The organism is Micromonospora humi, assembly GCF_900090105.1.
In the GTDB taxonomy this organism is placed as follows: domain Bacteria; phylum Actinomycetota; class Actinomycetes; order Mycobacteriales; family Micromonosporaceae; genus Micromonospora; species Micromonospora humi.
The window spans coordinates 225,534-242,615 of the sequence record NZ_FMDM01000009.1; the positions used below are offsets into that span (position 1 = coordinate 225,534).

At 75.3% G+C, this 17,082-nt stretch carries 15 protein-coding genes and 1 pseudogene; 12 read left to right on the forward strand and 4 right to left on the reverse strand.

Annotated elements, in window-relative coordinates; genetic code table 11:
• Positions 1-48: 48 nt before the first annotated feature.
• Positions 49-1,962: a glutamine--fructose-6-phosphate transaminase (isomerizing) gene (gene glmS / locus GA0070213_RS18985; protein WP_091065935.1), complete on the forward strand. Its 1,914-nt coding sequence runs from the start codon at positions 49-51 to the stop codon at positions 1,960-1,962.
• 64 nt (positions 1,963-2,026) lie between these two features.
• Here the strand turns inward: glmS and GA0070213_RS32545 are convergent, their stop codons facing one another.
• Together GA0070213_RS32545 and GA0070213_RS18995 are read right to left on the reverse strand one after the other, a co-directional pair.
• Positions 2,027-3,829 carry an alpha/beta hydrolase gene (locus GA0070213_RS32545; RefSeq protein WP_281182306.1) on the reverse strand — a complete coding sequence of 601 codons (1,803 nt, stop codon included), beginning with the start codon at positions 3,827-3,829 and terminating at the stop codon, positions 2,027-2,029.
• Positions 3,826-4,125: a hypothetical protein gene (locus GA0070213_RS18995; protein WP_091065938.1), complete on the reverse strand. Its 300-nt coding sequence runs from the start codon at positions 4,123-4,125 to the stop codon at positions 3,826-3,828. The genes GA0070213_RS32545 and GA0070213_RS18995 overlap by 4 nt, the downstream gene beginning before the upstream one ends.
• 207 nt (positions 4,126-4,332) lie before the next feature.
• Between GA0070213_RS18995 and GA0070213_RS19000 the strand changes: the two genes are divergently transcribed.
• From GA0070213_RS19000 to ung, 5 genes are all read left to right on the forward strand, one after another.
• Positions 4,333-5,802, forward strand: a complete 1,470-nt coding sequence (locus tag GA0070213_RS19000; protein ID WP_091065943.1) for an NAD(P)H-hydrate dehydratase — start codon at positions 4,333-4,335, stop codon at positions 5,800-5,802.
• Between the two features lie 73 nt (positions 5,803-5,875).
• Positions 5,876-6,994 (forward strand): alanine racemase, encoded by a 1,119-nt coding sequence (gene alr, locus GA0070213_RS19005; protein WP_091065947.1) that lies wholly within the window; start codon positions 5,876-5,878, stop codon positions 6,992-6,994.
• Positions 6,991-8,070 (forward strand): alpha/beta fold hydrolase, encoded by a 1,080-nt coding sequence (locus GA0070213_RS19010; RefSeq protein ID WP_091065951.1) that lies wholly within the window; start codon positions 6,991-6,993, stop codon positions 8,068-8,070. The genes alr and GA0070213_RS19010 overlap by 4 nt, the downstream gene beginning before the upstream one ends.
• The gene (gene tsaE / locus GA0070213_RS19015; protein WP_091065954.1) at positions 8,067-8,549 is read left to right on the forward strand and encodes a tRNA (adenosine(37)-N6)-threonylcarbamoyltransferase complex ATPase subunit type 1 TsaE; all 483 of its coding nucleotides are present in this window, start codon (positions 8,067-8,069) and stop codon (positions 8,547-8,549) included. Before GA0070213_RS19010 ends, tsaE begins: the two co-directional genes overlap by 4 nt.
• Before the next feature lie 53 nt (positions 8,550-8,602).
• Positions 8,603-9,304 carry a uracil-DNA glycosylase gene (gene ung / locus GA0070213_RS19020; protein WP_091065956.1) on the forward strand — a complete coding sequence of 234 codons (702 nt, stop codon included), beginning with the start codon at positions 8,603-8,605 and terminating at the stop codon, positions 9,302-9,304.
• On the opposite strand, the gene GA0070213_RS19025 is transcribed toward ung, so the two are convergent.
• On the reverse strand, positions 9,293-10,009 hold the full coding sequence (locus tag GA0070213_RS19025) for a helix-turn-helix domain-containing protein (protein ID WP_091065959.1): 717 nt from the start codon (positions 10,007-10,009) through the stop codon (positions 9,293-9,295). The genes ung and GA0070213_RS19025 overlap by 12 nt on opposite strands.
• Positions 10,010-10,119: 110 nt before the next feature.
• On the opposite strand from GA0070213_RS19025, the gene tsaB reads away from it, so the two are divergent.
• The 6 genes and pseudogenes from tsaB to GA0070213_RS19055 all read left to right on the forward strand — a co-directional run bounded on the left by tsaB (position 10,120) and on the right by GA0070213_RS19055 (position 16,223).
• A complete protein-coding gene (gene tsaB, locus GA0070213_RS19030; RefSeq protein ID WP_425412842.1) occupies positions 10,120-10,956 on the forward strand; it encodes a tRNA (adenosine(37)-N6)-threonylcarbamoyltransferase complex dimerization subunit type 1 TsaB in 837 nt (278 codons plus the stop codon).
• Positions 10,953-11,396, forward strand: a complete 444-nt coding sequence (gene rimI, locus GA0070213_RS19035) for a ribosomal protein S18-alanine N-acetyltransferase (RefSeq protein WP_091065966.1) — start codon at positions 10,953-10,955, stop codon at positions 11,394-11,396. Before tsaB ends, rimI begins: the two co-directional genes overlap by 4 nt.
• A 5-nt stretch (positions 11,397-11,401) precedes the next feature.
• Positions 11,402-12,465: pseudogene (gene tsaD, locus GA0070213_RS19040) on the forward strand (tRNA (adenosine(37)-N6)-threonylcarbamoyltransferase complex transferase subunit TsaD); the annotation flags it as partial.
• Positions 12,466-12,720 carry a hypothetical protein gene (locus GA0070213_RS19045; protein ID WP_091065973.1) on the forward strand — a complete coding sequence of 85 codons (255 nt, stop codon included), beginning with the start codon at positions 12,466-12,468 and terminating at the stop codon, positions 12,718-12,720.
• Between the two features lie 48 nt (positions 12,721-12,768).
• Positions 12,769-14,478: an ABC transporter ATP-binding protein gene (locus GA0070213_RS19050; RefSeq protein WP_091065977.1), complete on the forward strand. Its 1,710-nt coding sequence runs from the start codon at positions 12,769-12,771 to the stop codon at positions 14,476-14,478.
• Complete coding sequence (locus GA0070213_RS19055; protein ID WP_091065980.1) at positions 14,475-16,223, forward strand: ABC transporter ATP-binding protein; 1,749 nt, start codon at positions 14,475-14,477, stop codon at positions 16,221-16,223. Before GA0070213_RS19050 ends, GA0070213_RS19055 begins: the two co-directional genes overlap by 4 nt.
• Before the next feature lie 62 nt (positions 16,224-16,285).
• On the opposite strand, the gene GA0070213_RS19060 is transcribed toward GA0070213_RS19055, so the two are convergent.
• A complete protein-coding gene (locus GA0070213_RS19060) occupies positions 16,286-17,023 on the reverse strand; it encodes a DUF4142 domain-containing protein (protein WP_091065984.1) in 738 nt (245 codons plus the stop codon).
• Positions 17,024-17,082 lie beyond the last annotated feature (59 nt).

The following is a 17,082-nucleotide window of genomic DNA, read 5'->3' on the forward strand; positions in this document are numbered from 1 at the left end:
CGCCTTCCGCGCACGCGTGGTGAGCGAAACTGGGTTAGGCTGCGGACCATGTGTGGAATCGTGGGTTACGCCGGTGCGCGCCCGGCGCTCGGCATCGTGCTCGACGGACTTCGGCGGCTGGAATACCGCGGCTACGACTCGGCCGGCGTCGCCGTCGTCTGCGACGACGAGCTGCTGACCGAGAAGAAGGCCGGCAAGCTGGCGAACCTGGAGAAGGTGCTCTCCGAGCGGGCCGCCGACAACCCCGAGGACTGCGCCGCCAGCCCGATCGGCATCGGCGACGGCACCACCGGCATCGGCCACACCCGGTGGGCCACGCACGGCGGGCCGACCGACCGCAACGCCCACCCGCATCTCTCCCCGGACGGCCGGGTCGCGGTGATCCACAACGGCATCATCGAGAACTTCGCGAAGCTGCGCACCGAGCTGGAGAACGAGGGCGTCGAGTTCACCAGCGACACCGACACCGAGTGCGCCGCGCACCTGATCGCCCGCGCGCTGGCCGACCTGCGGGCCGCCGGCGAGGCCGACGGCCCGCAGTTGCTCGCCTCGGCCATGCGGGTCGTCTGCGAGCGGCTCGAAGGGGCGTTCACGCTGCTCGCCGTGGACGCCGCCATCCCCGGCGCGGTGGTCGGCGCCCGGCGCAACTCGCCGCTCGTGGTGGGCCGGGGCGACGGCGAGAACTACCTCGCCAGCGACGTGGCCGCGTTCATCGAGCACACCCGGGAGGCGGTCGAGCTGGGGCAGGACCAGATCGTCCTGATCACCGGCGACAGCATCGAGATCACCGACTTCGCCGGCCGGCCCGCCACCGGCAAGGACTTCCACATCGACTGGGACTCGTCCGCCGCCGAGAAGGGTGGCTACGACTGGTTCATGCTCAAGGAGATCGAGGAGCAGCCGCAGGCCATCGCGGACACGCTTCTCGGCCGGCTGACCGAGAGCGGCGAGATCGCGCTCGACGAGGTCCGCCTCAGCGAGCAGGACCTGCGCGACGTCGACAAGATCTTCATCGTCGCCTGCGGCACCGCCTACCACGCCGGCCTGGTCGCCAAGTACGCCATCGAGCACTGGACCCGGATCCCCTGCGAGGTGGAGCTGGCCAGCGAGTTCCGCTACCGAGACCCGGTGCTCGACCGTTCCACGCTGATCGTGGTGATCTCGCAGTCCGGCGAGACCATGGACACGCTGATGGCGCTGCGCCACGCCAAGGAGCAGAAGGCCCGGGTGCTGGCCGTCTGCAACACCAACGGCTCCACCATCCCGCGCGAGTCCGACGCGGTGCTCTACACCCACGGCGGCCCGGAGATCGCTGTCGCCTCGACCAAGGCGTTCCTCACCCAGGTCGTCGCCTGCTATCTGATCGGCCTGCACCTGGCCCAGGTGCGCGGCATCAAGTTCGCCGACGAGGTGGGCGCCGTGGTGTCCCAGCTCCAGGAGATGCCGGCCAAGCTGCGCGAGCTGCTGGACCGGATCGAGCCGGTCCGCGAGCTGGCCCGTGAGCTGAAGGCCGAGCCGACCGTGCTGTTCATCGGCCGGCACGTGGGCTATCCGGTCGCCCTGGAGGGCGCGCTGAAGCTCAAGGAGTTGGCGTACATGCACGCCGAGGGCTTCGCCGCCGGCGAGCTGAAGCACGGCCCGATCGCGCTGATCGACAAGGGCACGCCGGTGATCTGCATCGTGCCGTCGCCGATCGGCCGGGGCATGCTGCACGACAAGGTCGTCTCCAACATCCAGGAGGTGCGCGCCCGGGGCGCCCGCACCATCGTGATCGCGGAGGAGGGCGACGAGGCGGTGGTCCGCTACGCCGACCACCTGATCTACGTGCCGCGTACGCCGACGCTGCTGGCGCCGTTGATGACCACCGTGCCGCTCCAGGTGCTCGCCGCCGAGATCGCCGCCGCCCGGGGGCACGACGTCGACCAGCCGCGGAACCTCGCCAAGTCGGTCACGGTCGAGTAGCCCGGACCGACGCGCCGGCCCCCTCAGCCCACGGCGGAGGGGGCCGGTGCCGTCCTCCGACCGCTCACCGGCCCAGCACGATCCGGGCCATTCCGTCCAGCGCCGGATTGTCGGGATCCCAGTAACCGGTGTGGCCGTGCCGCGCGCTCGGGAAGCGCCGGCCGCCGAAGCCCGGCGCGCTCGGGTCGGCGCCGAACCAGAGCCGTTCGGCGTGCGGGTCCAGCACGGCCAGCACCGGGCCGAGCGGCGTACCGGCCAGCACGGCGCGGCGGGCCAGCTCGTCGGGCTCGCGGACCAACCGGATCACGTCGTCCGGCGCGGTCGACGCCCAGACCCGCCCGGCCGGCATCCGCAGCTCGGCGGCGTGGTCGACGCCGACCCCGGGCGAGCCGACGAAGACCAGCGCGTCGGCGGCCAGCCCGTGGTCGCGGGCGGCGGCGCCCACCACCAGCGAGCCGTAGCTGTGCCCGAGCACCGTCTGCCGGGCCGGCGGCCCCTCGTGCGTGGCCCGCAGCCCTTCCTGGAACCGGTGCAGGGCCGGCCCGGCATCCTCGGCCTGCCGGGCGGAGGACGCCTCGGGCAGGAAGTCCGGCGCGTCGTAGTCGAGCCAGAGCACCGCGGCCGTCTCCTCGCCCGGCCCGACCGCCGCGCACCGCTCCAGCACCCGGGCGGCCCGACCCAGCTCGGCCGGCGCGTCGGCGAGATCCGTGGTCATGCCGGGAACGTACGTCAGCACCGCGCCGGCCCGGTCCGGGTTGCCCAGCGCCAGCACCGCCCGCCCGTCCCCGGCCGGGTCGAACCCCAGCAGGTACGCCCGCGGCGCGCCCGGCGTCGCCAGCCGCTCGCCGAGCCCGTCCAGGCCGCCCAGCGCCGCCTCCACCCTGGCCAACCGGGCGCGCCGGGTCACCTCGAGCGGGCCGGCCGGCAGCGGGCGCAGCAGCGCGCGGCGGCGGGCGAGGAACTCCTCCCGCCGGTCGGTGAGCAGCACCCGGTTGGCCTGGTCGCGGGCGCCCGCCGGCACCCCGTCGAGCCGGCCGATCCGGCCCGGCTCGCGCCCGACCAGCCACCGCCGCTCCGCCGGGCTCAGCCCGGCCCACCAGCGGCTCACCTCGGCCGGCCCGGCCCCCGGCCCCGGCCGCCGGGCGGGCGGCACACTGACCCACCCGGTCACCGCCGCCGTGGCGAGCGCGTCCAGCCGACCGGCCGCCTCGCGGTCCGCCGCGCCCGCCAGCGCCAGCGCGCCGTGGATCCCGGCCCGGGCCCCGACCACCGCCGGGCCGACCCGGTCGGACGGGCGGGTGGGGTCGGCCCGGACCGCGCCGGTGCGGTCCACCGCCAGGCCGCCGCTCTCGGCCCGGGCCACCTCGGCACCGAGCCGGGCCTTCGCCACGCTCATCCGGGCGGCGAACTCGGCCAACGCCTGGTCGACCTCGAACAGGACGGGCAACACATCGGTGAGCGTGGTGCGCAGCTCACCGATCCGCCGCTGGGCGGCGGCCGAGGCGCTACCGGCCCAGCCCGGCCGGAGCACGCCGGCGTGGGCGGCCAGCCCGGCGGCCCGCCCGCGCACCGGGCCGGCGAGCCCGCGCCAGGCCGCGCCGGCGGCCAGCCAGGCCCCCGGATCGGCCCGCCAGAGCTGCGCGTAGCCGACGGTTCCCGCGGTGGTCGCCCGGGACCGGGCGTCGCCGGCCGGGTCCGGAGTGGTCGGCCCGACTTCGGTGGCCGGCCGGGACCGTGCGCCGCCGTCCGGATCCGGAGTGCGGGACCGCGCGCCGCCGGTCGGAACCGGAGTGGTCGGACCGACCCGGGCGGCGTGTCCGCCCGCCGTCGGACCGGTGGCCACGGTGCGCGCGTCGTGGCCGCTCATCGCGTGGTCCCGGTGAGGCGGTGGGCGGCCCGGTCGTCCGCCGCCTCGTAGCCGTCCGCGCCGCCGCGCAACGCCTCGGCGGTGCCGGCCACCCGGGCCGCGAGCATGCCGGACCAGCGCCGCACCGCGGTGTCCAGCTCGTCGAGGGCCGCGTCGGCCCGCCATCCGTCCGGCGGCGGCGGGACCGGACCCGGGATCCCGCCCGGCCCGTGGGCCAGCCGGTACGCGTCGTCGGCCAACCCCCGGGCCACCACGCGCAGCAGCTCCGGATCGACGGCGAACGGCTCCTCGACCACGACGACCTCCCCACCCCGCCGGCCCCACCGGCCGGTCCCGGACAGCGGGAACGCTAGGGGCAGCGGGACCGCCCGCGTCGGCCCTGTGGACACGGCTCCGGGTTTTCCACAGGCCCTTCCGGCGAACCGGCCCCGGAACCGGGGCGCCGGTAGGGTGAGGGTCCTGATCGTGGCCGATCCGGCCGGCGGAACGAACGGGGCGATGGCATGAGACCGGTGTGGCGGGTCGCGGACGTTCGGGCGGCGGAGGCGGGGCTGATGGCCACCCTTCCGGCCGGGGCGTTGATGCAACGGGCCGCGGCCGGGCTGGCCCGCCGCTGCGCGCTGCTGCTGGCCGAGCGGGGCGGGGTCTACGGCGCCCGGGTGCTGGTGCTGGTCGGCTCCGGCGACAACGGCGGCGACGCCCTCTACGCGGGGGCTCGCCTGGCCGCCCGGGGCGCGGCTGTCGACGCCCTGCTGCTCACCCCCGGCCGGGCGCACGCCGAGGGCCTGGGCGCGCTGCGCGCCGCCGGTGGGCGGGTGGTCGACCGGCCGGCCGACGTGGTCGACCTGGTGCTCGACGGCATCGTGGGCATCGGTGGCGCGGGCGGCCTGCGGGAGACCGCCGACCAGCTCGCCGCCGGCCTGACCGGGCGTCTCGGCCGCGACGACGCCCGGGCCACGGTGGTCGCGGTGGACGTGCCGAGCGGCGTCGCGGTCGACACCGGCCACGTCCCGCTGACCGACGACGGGCGGCCCTGCGCGGTGCGGGCCGACGTGACAGTGGCCTTCGGCGCACTCAAGCCGGCCCTGGTCGTCGGTCCGGCCGCCGAGTTGGCCGGGCAGGTCGACCTGGTCGACATCGGGCTCACGCCGTGGCTGCGCGGCGCGCCGGCGCTGCGCGTGACCGAGTGGTCCGACCTGGTCGACTGGTGGCCGGCGCTCGGCGCCTCGTCGGAGAAATACTCGCGGGGCGTGGTCGGGGTGGCCACCGGCTCGGCCACCTACCCGGGCGCGGCGGTGCTCTCCGTCGGCGGCGCGTTGGCCGGTCCCACCGGCCTGGTTCGCTACGCCGGCGGCGCCCGGGCCGAGGTGGTGCACCAGCACCCGTCGGTGATCGCCACCGCCCGGGTCGCGGAGGCCGGCCGGGTGCAGGCCTGGGTCTGCGGCTCGGGGCTCGGCACCGGGGAGGAGTCCGCCGCCGAGCTGCGCGCCGTGCTGGCCGCGCCGGTGCCGGTGGTGCTGGACGCCGACGCGCTGACCCTGCTGGTCGACTGCAAGCTCGCCGACCGGCTGCGCGGGCGGGACGCCCCGATCGTGGTGACCCCGCACGACCGGGAGTTCGCCCGTCTCTGCGGCGAGATGCCGGGCGAGGACCGGGTCGCCTCGGCGCTGCGGCTGGCCGCCTGGATGAACGCGGTGGTGCTGCTCAAGGGCGATCGGACGATCGTCGGCACGCCCGACGGGCGGGCGTACGTCAACCCGACCGGCACCCCGGCGCTGGCCACCGGTGGCACCGGCGACGTGCTGGCCGGGCTGCTCGGCTCGCTGCTCGCCGCCGGGCTGGCGCCCGAGCGGGCCGCCGCCGCGGCGGCGTACCTGCACGGGCTGGCCGGCCGGGAGGCGGCGCGCGGCGGTCCGGTGACCGCGCCCGACGTGGCCGCCGCGTTGCGTCCGGTGCTGGCCCGTCTGGGCTGATCCGGGGCCGGCCGGGAGCGCCGGCCGGGCGGCTCACGGCCACGATGATCACCGGCGGAAGTAGGCTGGGGGTATGTGGCAGTCGGAGGTGCGCGTCGATCTCGACGCGATCCGGGAGAACGTGGCCCGGCTCAAGGCCGGCACCAGCGCCGAGCTGATGGCGGTGGTGAAGGCCGACGGTTACGGGCACGGCATGGTGCCGGCGGCCCGCGCGGCGCTGGACGCCGGCGCGGACCAGCTCGGTGTCTGCACCCTCGACGAGGCGCTCCGGCTGCGTCAGGAGGGGATCACCGCGCCGGTGCTGGCCTGGCTGCTCGACCCGGGCCTGCCGCTGCACGACGGCGTCGCGGTCGGGGTCGACCTCGGCTGCGCCAGCCTGACCCAGCTCGACGAGATGATCGAGGCGAGCCGCCGGGCGGGCCGTCCGGCCCGGCTCCACCTGAAGATCGACACTGGGTTGTCCCGGGGCGGCGCCACCGTCGCCGACTGGCCGGCGTTGCTGGAGGCCGCCGCGAAGGCCCAGGCCGACGGCGTGGTCGAGGTGGTCGGTGTGTGGAGCCACTTCGTGTACGCGGACCTGCCCGGCCACCCCACGACGGACCGTCAGCTCGCGGTCTTCCACGAGGGGCTGGAGATGGTGACGCGGGCCGGCCTGCGGCCCCGCTACCGGCACCTGGCCAACTCGGCGGCCACCCTGACCCGGCCGGACACCCACTTCGACCTGGTTCGGCCCGGCATCGCCGTCTACGGCCTGTCGCCGATCGCGGGTGAGCGGTTCGGGCTGCGCCCGGCGATGACGGCCCGGGCCCGGGTGATGCTGACCAAGCGGGTCCCGGCCGGCACCGGGGTCTCCTACGGCCACACCTACCTCACCGACGCCGAGAGCAACCTGGCGGTGGTGCCGCTCGGCTACGCCGACGGGGTGCCCCGGCACGCCTCGAACACCGGGCCGGTGCTGCTCGGCGGCGAGCGGCGGACCATCTCCGGCCGGGTCTGCATGGACCAGTTTGTGGTCGACTGCGGCGACGACGAGGTGGCCGCCGGTGACGTGGTGACGCTGTTCGGCAGCGGCGCGGACGGCGAACCCACCGCGGACGACTGGGCCGAGGCGGTCGGCACCATCAACTACGAGATCGTCACCCGGTTCGGCGGCGTGCGGGTGCCCCGGGTCTACGACGGCGAGAAGCCGTGAGGGTGCCACGTCCGCGCGGCGCCGCCGGCAAGGTCGCCGGGCTGGTCGGCGCCGCCGTCGGGGTGGCCGCCGCCGGGCTCGCGGCGGGCGTGGTCAGCGAGCGGGTGCTGGTCCGCCGGCTGAAGAAGGACCCCGCCGACCGGTACGCCCACGAGGTCTTCGGCCAGCAGCGCTACGACGAGGCGTACCGGCTGGAGATGCCGGACGGCACCGACATCCACGTGGAGGTGGTCGAGCCGACCCGGCCGGTGGCCGGGCACCCGACCGTCGTGCTGGTGCACGGCTTCTGCCTGGACATGGGGACGTTCCACTTCCAGCGCGCGATGCTCGCCGAACGGGGCGACTACCGCGTGGTGGCGTACGACCAGCCCGGGCACGGCCGGTCCGGGCGGCTGGAGACCGGCGAGTACGACCTGACCGCGCTGGGCCGCACGTTGCGCCGGGTGCTCGACGAGGTGGCCCCGGACGGCCCGCTGGTGCTGGTCGGGCACTCCATGGGCGGCATGACGATCATGGCGTTGGCCGAGCTCTACCCGGAGCTGTTCGGCGACCGGGTGGTCGGCACCGTGCTGATGGCCACCTCGGGCGGCCTGGCCGCGGAGACCAAGCTGGTGGCCCCGGCGCTGCTGGGCCGCGTCGGCGCGCCGGTGCTCTACATGATGAGCAACGCCACCCGGTACGGCGGCACCGTGATCGACAAGGCCCGCAGGTCGACCTCGAACGTGGCCTGGCTGCTCACCCGCAGGTACGGCTTCGGCACCCCGAAGCCCAGCCCGACCCTGGTGTCGTACGTGGAGACGATGAACTCCCGCACCTCGGCCGACACGGTCACCCGCTATCTGCGGACGCTGGCCACCCACTCGCGGTTCCCGGCGCTGGCCGCGCTGGCCGGCACGCCGGTGCTGGTGATCGTGGGGGACAAGGACATGATCACACCGGTGACCCACTCGGAGGAGATCGTCCGGCGGCTGCCGGACGCCGAGTTCGTGAAGATCCACGACAGTGGGCACGTGGTGATGCTGGAGCACGCCGACGAGGTCAACGCGGCCGTGGAGAGGTTCCTGGAGTCGCTGTGAGCGTGCTGGTGGAGCTGAAGACCGTCGACGACACCCACGAGTTCGGCCGGCGGCTGGCCGGGGTGCTGCGCGCCGGGGACCTGCTGCTGCTCAGCGGGCCGCTGGGGGCCGGCAAGACCGCGCTGACCCAGGGCGTCGGCGCCGGTCTCGGCGTACGCGGCGACATCACCTCGCCGACCTTCGTCATCGCCCGGGTGCACCGGCCGGACCCGGCGCGGGGCGGCCGGGTGACGTTGGTGCACGCCGACGCGTACCGCCTGGGTGAGGCCGCCGACCCGCGGGCCGAGATCGACGACCTCGACCTGGACGCCTCGGTGGACGACGCGGTGACCTTGGTGGAGTGGGGCGAGGGGATGGTCGAGCAGTTGGTCGACGCGCACCTGCGGGTCCGCATCGACCGGCGCGACGACGACACCCGGGTGGTCACGCTGGAGCCGGTCGGCGGTGACTGGGCGGCCCGGCTGGCCACCCTCGACTGAGCGCTGTCGTACCCGCTGCCTAGAGTCCCGGGGACGACTGCGAAAGGTTGCCGATGCCCGACGACGCCCCCGCCCTCGACCTGTTGGCGCTCCTGCCCGAGCCGTGGCGTGCGGCGCTCACCCCGCACCTCGACCCGGCCCGCACCGCGGCGCTGGCCGAGTTCGTCGCCGGGGAATATGCGACCGCCACGGTCTTCCCGCCGCCGGAGGACCTGTTCTCCGCCTACCGGCTGTGCGGCCCGGACGAGACCCGGGTGCTCATCCTCGGCCAGGACCCCTATCACAAGGCCGGGCAGGCGCACGGCCTGAGCTTCAGCGTGCGCGAGGGCGTGCCGGTGCCACCGTCGCTGCGCAACGTCTTCAAGGAGTTGGAGGCGGATCTGGGTGTGCCGAAGCCACGCAGCGGCAACTTGGACGGCTGGGCGGCCCAGGGCGTGCTGCTGCTCAACTCGGTGCTCACGGTCCGGCAGGCCAGCCCCGGCTCGCACGCCAACCGGGGCTGGGAGGAGTTCACCGACGCCACCATCCGGGCGCTCGACGCGCTCGACCAGCGGGTGGTCTTCCTGCTCTGGGGCGGCTACGCACGCAAGAAGGCGGCGCTGGTCACCAACCCGCGGCACGTGGTGTTGGAGGCCGGTCATCCCAGCCCGATGAACCCGAAGGGCTTCCTCGGCAGCCGGCCGTTCAGCGCGGCCGACAAGGCACTGGCCGACGCCGGCCTGCCCACCGTCGACTGGGCCCGCTCAGCCGGCTGACCCGCCGGCCTCGGCCGTCAGGCGTTGCCGGTGCCGGCGCAGCAGGTCGGCCGCGCGCCGGTCGGTCACCTCCACCTGCACCAGCGGCTCGACCGGATAGGTCCGCTCGCCGAACCGCACCTCGATCGGCTCGGGCAGCTCGTCGACCATCCGGGCCCGCAGCTCGCCGTGGCGGGTTCGCCAGTGGTGCTCGCCCGGCTCCTCGGGTTCGTGGCGCACTCCGCCCCACTCCTCCCAGCGGGCGTTCCAACGCTGTGCGTAGGCCCGCTCCAGGAACGCGGTGAACGCGGGGGAATCACGCCACCGCACCGCGATCTCGACGGCGTCCACCGGTATCGGCGCGCCCTGCAGCACCGCCGCCGTGCTGCCGGCCAGCACGTACGGCAGGTCGCCGAGCGCGGCGACCAGCCGGTCCAGCCCGAGATCCGCCAGCCGCTGGACCAGGTCGGCTCCGGACATCTCGTCGAGCGCCGCGTCCAGGTGGCTGTCCAGCGGCTCGACCTCGATCCGCAACTGGCGGTCGAGCGCGGTGAGCAGGCGCTCCGCGGTGGTCAGGCTGGGCAGCCGGTCGCCTCGTTCGATCCGGGCGATGGCCGCCTGGCTCAGCCCGGCGCGGGCGGCCAACGCCTGCTGGGTGAGCCCGGCCCGTTCGCGTTCGTGGCGCAGGGCGTGGGCGATCTCCCGGACCAGGCGACTCTCCGTCATGCCCACAGGATGGCAGTCCCCTGTCGAGCGGTATACCTCTGGGGAATATTTATGACTCACAGGTATACCGTGGAAAAGTAGTGTCTTCCGTCCGGGCGCTACGCAGGGCGATGGCATGGGGATGGGCGGGGCCCGTCAGGAGACGGCTAGGCTGGTTCACCGTGCTCGTACTGGTGGTGGACTCCTCGACGCCCGCGGTGACCGCGGCGCTCGTCGACGTCTCGGCGGACGGCGTCGCGCTCCGCGCGTCCCGGTGCACGGTCGACGCGCGGGCCCACGGCGAGCTGCTCGCGCCGCAGGTCGACGCCGTGCTCGCCGACGTCGGCGCGCGCCCCGCGGACCTGGCCGCGATCGTCACCGGGCTCGGCCCCGGCCCGTTCACCGGGCTGCGGGTCGGCCTGGTCACCGCCGCGACCATGGGCCAGGTGCTCGGCATCCCCACCTACGGCGTCTGCTCCCTGGACGGCCTCGCCCAGCCGCCGGCTGCGGGCCAGCCGCCGGCTGCGGGCCAGCCGCCGGCTGCGGGCCAGCCGTCGGTTGCGGGCCAGCCGTCGGTTGCGGGCCGGCTGTCGGCGCCGGGCGGGCCGTCGGGCGAGGACGGGACGGTGCTGGTGGCGAGCGACGCGCGGCGGCGCGAGGTCTACTGGGCCGTCTACGACGGCGCCGGCCGGCGCGTGGCCGGGCCGGACGTGACCGCCCCGGCGGTCGCCGCCGAGCGCGCCCGCGACCTGGCGGTCACCGTGGCGGTGGGCGACGGCGCGCACCGGTACGCCGACGTGCTCGGGCTGCCGGTGCGGGACGAGCCGCGCTACCCGGACCCGCTGGCGCTGGCCGGCCTCGCCGCGGCGCGGATCCGCGCGGGCGAGCCGGGTGAACCGCTCACCCCGCTCTACCTGCGCCGGCCGGACGCGGTGGCGGCCACCGGCCACAAGCCGGTCCTGCGATGAGGCTGGGCCGGTTCCGCTGGTGGCACGTGGACGAGGTGCTGCCCATCGAGGCGGACCTGTTCGGCGCCGAGCAGTGGACCCCGGGGATGTTCTGGAACGAACTCGCCAACGGGCACTTCTACCTGGTCGCCACCGACGACGACGGCAGCGTGGCGGGCTACGCCGGGCTGGCCGTGTCCCCGCCCGACGAGGCGTGGGTGCAGAACATCGCGGTCCGCCGGGACGCGCAGCGCCGAGGTGCCGGCCGGCTGCTGCTGGAGGCGCTGCTCGCCGAGGCGGCCCGGCGGGGCGTCCGCAGCACGCTGCTGGAGGTCGCCGCGGACAACGCCCCGGCGCAGCGGCTCTACGCCACCTACGGCTTCGAGCCGATCGGCGTGCGGCGTGGCTACTACCAACCGAGCAACACCGACGCGCTGGTCATGCAGCGCAACGAGGACTGACGGGCATGGCTGACGAACCACTGGTCCTCGGCATCGAGACCTCCTGCGACGAGACCGGGGTGGGCATCGTGCGCGGGCACACGCTGCTCGCCGACGCGCTGGCCTCCAGCGTCGAGGAACACGCCCGGTTCGGTGGCGTGGTGCCCGAGGTGGCGAGCCGCGCCCACCTGGAGGCGATCGTGCCGACCATGGACCGGGCGTTGCGCGAGGCCGGCGTCACCATCGCCGACGTCGACGCCATCGCGGTGACCTCCGGGCCGGGCCTGGCCGGCGCGCTGCTCGTCGGCGTCGCCGCCGCCAAGGGGTACGCGGTGGCCGCGGAGAAGCCGGTGTACGGGGTGAACCACCTCGCCGCGCACGTCGCCGTGGACACGCTGGAGCACGGCCCGCTGCCCGAGCCGGCGATCGCGCTGCTGGTCTCCGGCGGGCACTCCTCGCTGCTGCGCGTCGACGACCTGGCCCGGGGCGTCGTCCCGCTCGGCGCCACCATCGACGACGCGGCCGGGGAGGCGTTCGACAAGGTGGCCCGGCTGCTCGGGCTGCCGTTCCCCGGCGGGCCGTACATCGACCGGGAGGCCCGGGCCGGCGACCCGGTCTCGATCGCTTTCCCGCGCGGGCTGACCGCCGCGAAGGACCTGGCCGCGCACCGCTACGACTTCTCCTTCTCCGGCCTGAAGACGGCGGTGGCCCGCTGGGTCGAGGCCCGGCAGCGGGCCGGCGAGCCGGTGCCGGTGGCCGACGTGGCGGCGTCCTTCCAGGAGGCGGTCTGTGACGTGCTGGTCGGCAAGGCGCTGGACGCCTGCCGCAGCAGCGGGATCGACACGCTGGTGATCGGCGGCGGGGTCGCGGCCAACTCCCGGCTGCGGGCGATGGCCGAGCAGCGGGCCGAGAAGCACGGCGTCCGGGTGCGTACGCCCCGGCCGAAGCTCTGCACGGACAACGGCGCGATGGTGGCGGCGCTCGGTTCGCACCTGGTCGCCGCGGGCGTCGCCCCGAGCCGGCTGGACCTGCCGGCCGACTCCGCGATGCCGCTGACCGTGGTCAGCGTCTGACCGGGGAGGAAACCGACATGATCGTCCGGATGTGGGAGGCGAAGGCCGAGCCGTACGGCTTCGCCGACCTGATCACCTGGGTCTGCGACACCGCGCTGCCCGAGTTCGAGCACGACCCGATGCACGTGGCCAGCGAGGTGTTCTCCTCCACCGACCACCGGCTGGTGGTCATCTCCAAGTGGCGGAACAACCCGCGCGACCTCCCCGAGCCGCCCATGCGGCTGGTTGCCCGCCCGCCGCACAGCTGGGACTTCACCGAGGTGGACCGCTAGCCCGGAATTGGTTGGCGTCCGTTCGGCTCCGGCACCTAGCGTCGGTGGGTGCGGCGCTTCTCACCGGCCGGCGATCCCGGCACCCCCGACGCGCGGTCGGCCACCCGTTACCTGGTGTGGCTCGCCGGGCGACATCCCGTCTACTTCGGCGGCGGTATCACGCTGGGCGTGATCTGGATGCTGGCCCAGGCGCTGGTGCCGGCCGCGATCGGGCGGGCGGTGGAGGCCGGGCTGGCCAACCGCGATCCGGACGCGCTGCTGCGCTGGGCCCTCGCGCTGCTCGGGCTGGGCCTGGTCCAGGCCGGTGCCGGCATCCTGCGGCACCGCTGCGCGGTGCACAACTGGCTCGGCGCCGCCTACCGCACGGTCCAGGTCACCGTGGATGCCACCAACCGGCTCGGCGCGGCGCTGCCCCGCCGGGTCGCGGCCGGCGAGGTGGTGAGCATCGGCACCTCGGACATCGAGCACATCGGCGGCGCGGTGGACATCACCGCCCGGGGCGCCGGGGCGGTGGTCGGCATCGTCACGGTCGCGGTGATCCTGCTCGACGCCTCCCGACCGCTCGGTCTCGTGGTGGTGCTCGGCGTGCCGCTGCTGATGGGGCTGGTCGCGCTGCTGATCCGGCCGCTGCACCACCAGCAGGCGGCCTACCGGGAGTCCACCGGCCGGCTCACCGCCCGGGCCGCCGACATCGTCTCCGGCCTGCGGGTCCTGCGCGGGGTGGGCGGGGAGCCGATGCTGGCCGCCCGCTACCGGGAACGGTCGCAGGCGCTGCGCGCCGACGGCCTGCGGGTGGCCCGGGTGGAGTCGTTGCTCCAGGCCGCGCAGATCCTGCTGCCGGGCGTCTTCGTGGTGCTGGTGACCTGGCTCGGCGCCCGGTTCGCGCTGCGCGGCGAGATCACCGCGGGCCAGTTGGTCTCCTTCTACGGCTACACCGCGTTCCTGGTCAGCCCGCTGCGCAACCTCACCGAGGCGGCCGACAAGCTGACCCGGGGGCACGTCGCGGCCCGCCGGGTGGTCCGGCTGCTCCGGCTCGCGCCGGAGTTCACCGACCCGGCCCGCCCGGTGCCGGTGCCGAACGGGCCGGGGGAGCTGGTGGACGTGCGCTCCGGGCTGGTGCTGCGGCCGGGCCGGCTCACCGCGCTGGCCGCCACCGCGCCGCAGGACGCCGCCGAGATCGCCGACCGGCTCGGCCGGTACGTCGACGGGGACGTGACGCTGCACGGCGTACCGCTGCGGGACGTGGCGCTGGCGACGGTGCGGGAGCGGATCCTGGTGGCCGACAACGACGCGCAGCTGTTCAGCGGCGTGCTCCGCGCGGAGCTGGACCCGCACGACCGGGCCGACCGGACCTCGGTCGAGGCGGCGCTGGCGGCGGCGAGCGCGACGGACGTCGTCGAGGCGCTGCCCGGCGGCCTGGACGGCGCGGTCGCCGAGCGCGGCCGGGAGTTCTCCGGCGGGCAGCGGCAGCGGCTGCGGCTGGCCCGCGCGCTGGTCGCCGACCCGGAGACGTTGATCCTGGTGGAACCGACCAGCGCGGTGGACGCGCACACCGAGGCGCAGATCGCCGAGCGGCTGGGCGCGGCCCGGCCCGGTCGCACCACGCTGGTCTGCACCACCAGCCCGCTGATGCTCGGCCGGGCCGAGCACGTGGTCTTCGTGGAGGACGGCAAGGTCGTCGCGGAGGGCCGGCACGAGGAGTTGCTCGCCGCCGAGCCCCGGTACGCGGCCACGGTGAGCCGGGAGGAGGACCGATGAGCAACGCGCTGCCCGTCGCGGACGGCGCGCGGGTCCGCCGGTACGTGCGGGAGCTGATCCGCCGGCACCCGCGCGGCCTGGCCGCCGTGCTCGGCCTGCACGCGCTGGCCGCGGCGGCCGGGCTGGTCACCCCGCGTCTCCTCGGCGACCTGGTCGAGGGCATCTCGCGAGGCGTCGGCGCGACGACCGTCGACCGGGTGGTGGCGGCGATCGCCGCGTTCGTGGTGGTGCAGTCGGTGCTGGTCCGCTTCGCGCACCTGGCCTCGGCCCGGCTCGGCGAGCGGATCCTGGCCGAGCTGCGCGAGGAGTTCGTCGACCGGGTGCTCGCGCTGCCGCTGTCCACCGTGGAACGCGCCGGCACCGGTGACCTGCTCACCCGCACCTCGCGGGACGTCTCCGCGCTGTCCCGGACGGTCCGCTTCGCCGGGCCGGAGACGCTGATCGCGGCGCTGACCGTGCTGCTGATCCTCGGCGCGCTGGTGCTGACCGGGCCGCTGCTGGTGCTGCCCAGCCTGCTCGCGGTGCCGGTGCTCGTTGCCGGCACCCGGTGGTACCTGCGCCGCGCGCCGCAGGGCTACCTGCGGGAGAACGCCGCCTACTCGGACATCACCGACGGGATCAGCGAGACGGTCGAGGGGGCGCGGACCACCGAGGCGCTGCGCCAGGCGGCCCGCCGCCGGGCCCGCGGCGACGCCGACATCGAGCGGTCGTACGCGGCCGAGCGCTACACGCTCCACCTGCGCACCGTGTTCTGGCCGGTGGCCGAGTTCGGCTACCTGGTGCCGATGGTGGCCACCCTGCTCATCGGCGGCTGGTTCCACCTGAAGGGCTGGGCCAGCCTCGGCCAGGTCACCGCCGCCACGCTCTACGCCCAGCAGCTCACCGACCCGATCGAGCGGCTGCTCGGCTGGCTGGACGAGTTCCAGGTGGGCGGCGCCTCGCTGGCCCGGCTGCTCGGCGTGGCCGTCGAGGAGGACGACCGACCCGCTTCGCCGGCCGGTTCTCACCGGCGCGACGGCGACGGCCGGCTGGCCGCGCACGACGTCCGGTACGCGTACCGCCCCGGCCACGACGTGCTGCACGGGGTGACGCTGGTGCCCCGGCCGGGGGAGCGGCTGGCCATGGTGGGTCCGTCCGGCGCCGGCAAGTCGACGCTGGGCCGGCTGCTGGCCGGCGTGCACACCCCGAGCGCCGGGGCGGTCACCGTCGACGGTCGACCCCTCACCGACCTGCCCCTGGACGAGCTGCGCACCCACGTCGCGCTGGTCAGCCAGGAACACCACGTGTTCATCGGCACGCTCGCCGACAACGTGGCGATGGTCCGCCCGGCCGCCGATCCGACCGAGGTGCGGGCCGCGTTGTCGGCCGTCGACGCGCTGGACTGGGCGCGGGCGCTTCCGGACGGGCTGGGCACGGTCGTCGGCGCGGGCGGGCACCCGCTGACGCCGGCGCAGGCGCAGCAGCTCGCGCTGGCCCGGCTGGTGCTGGCCGACCCGCACACGCTGGTCCTGGACGAGGCCACCTCGCTGATCGACCCGCGGGCCGCCCGGGCCCTGGAGCGCTCGCTGGCGGCGGTGCTGCACGGGCGGACCGTCATCGCGATCGCGCACCGGCTCTTCTCCGCGCACGACGCGGACCGGGTGGCGGTGGTCGCCGACGGCCGGATCGTCGAGCTGGGCTCGCACGACGAGCTGGTCGCCGCCAACGGCTCGTACGCGGCCCTCTGGCGCTCCTGGCACGGCTGAGGTGTAAGGAGGGGCCCCTTCCTAACGCCTGGCGTATAGGAAGGGGCCCCGCTTGACACCCGTCAGGAGCGGCGCATCAACCGCCAGGTGGTGTACCCGCCGGTGCCCAGCGCGATCAGGAACACCGCCCACACGATCCCGGTGCCCACCTGGATCCCGCCGCCGCTGGCCGCGTTGGCCTGGGCGGCGGCGACCAGCGAGTCGCTCTGCGCCGCCGGGATCGCGGGCGGCGGCAGCTGCTGCCAGCGGACCAGTCCGGTGCTCTCCAGCATGGTCATGTGGTCGTTGACGAACTTGTTGGCGTCCTCGGCGAGCTTGCGCACGACCGGGTCCTTGGTGCTGGCCCGGACCGCCCCGATCACCGGGAAGATGTTGCCGTGGGCGACCCGGAGCCGGGTGACGAAGATCTGGTCGAACTGGGCGCCGTTGGCGTTCTGCATCTCGGTCAGCCACCCCTTCTGCTGGGTGGTCGGCTCCGCCGGCAGCACCGCGCCCAGCTTGTTGGCCGCCTCGACCACCAACTGGTCCAGCACGCCGTGCTGGCGGGCGATCTCCGCGCCGACCTCCCGTACCCGCGGGGACTGGCCCTTCTCGGCGGCCATCGTCCCGGCCGGCATCTCCCAGAGCCCGGCCAGCCGGACGCCGTTGAGCAGCGTCATGTCGGCGGCGTTCATCTGCACGCCGGGATTGGGCGCGGCAAGCGCCGCGCCCGGAAGGACGCCGATCCCCGCGCCGATCACGACGAGCAGCAGGGTCACCCGGTGCGCCAGCCGGCGACGTGCGGATTCCAGCGATGCCATGGTTGGGTTGCCTCCTCGGTCCGGACCGCTACGCGGGGTCACGCGGACGGCCGAGCCGA

What these genes read in the sequence shown, in the direction of transcription:
- GA0070213_RS19055 (WP_091065980.1), top strand. Translation starts at nt 14,475, where the DNA reads ATGAGCAACGCGCTGCCCGTCGCGGACGGCGCGCGGGTCCGCCGGTAC.
- GA0070213_RS19045 (WP_091065973.1), top strand. Translation starts at nt 12,466, where the DNA reads ATGATCGTCCGGATGTGGGAGGCGAAGGCCGAGCCGTACGGCTTCGCC.
- rimI (WP_091065966.1), top strand. Translation starts at nt 10,953, where the DNA reads ATGAGGCTGGGCCGGTTCCGCTGGTGGCACGTGGACGAGGTGCTGCCC.
- GA0070213_RS19060 (WP_091065984.1), bottom strand. Translation starts at nt 17,023, where the DNA reads ATGGCATCGCTGGAATCCGCACGTCGCCGGCTGGCGCACCGGGTGACC.
- tsaB (WP_425412842.1), top strand. Translation starts at nt 10,120, where the DNA reads ATGGCATGGGGATGGGCGGGGCCCGTCAGGAGACGGCTAGGCTGGTTC.
- GA0070213_RS19025 (WP_091065959.1), bottom strand. Translation starts at nt 10,009, where the DNA reads ATGACGGAGAGTCGCCTGGTCCGGGAGATCGCCCACGCCCTGCGCCAC.
- GA0070213_RS19000 (WP_091065943.1), top strand. Translation starts at nt 4,333, where the DNA reads ATGAGACCGGTGTGGCGGGTCGCGGACGTTCGGGCGGCGGAGGCGGGG.
- alr (WP_091065947.1), top strand. Translation starts at nt 5,876, where the DNA reads ATGTGGCAGTCGGAGGTGCGCGTCGATCTCGACGCGATCCGGGAGAAC.
- GA0070213_RS32545 (WP_281182306.1), bottom strand. Translation starts at nt 3,829, where the DNA reads ATGAGCGGCCACGACGCGCGCACCGTGGCCACCGGTCCGACGGCGGGC.
- glmS (WP_091065935.1), top strand. Translation starts at nt 49, where the DNA reads ATGTGTGGAATCGTGGGTTACGCCGGTGCGCGCCCGGCGCTCGGCATC.
- ung (WP_091065956.1), top strand. Translation starts at nt 8,603, where the DNA reads ATGCCCGACGACGCCCCCGCCCTCGACCTGTTGGCGCTCCTGCCCGAG.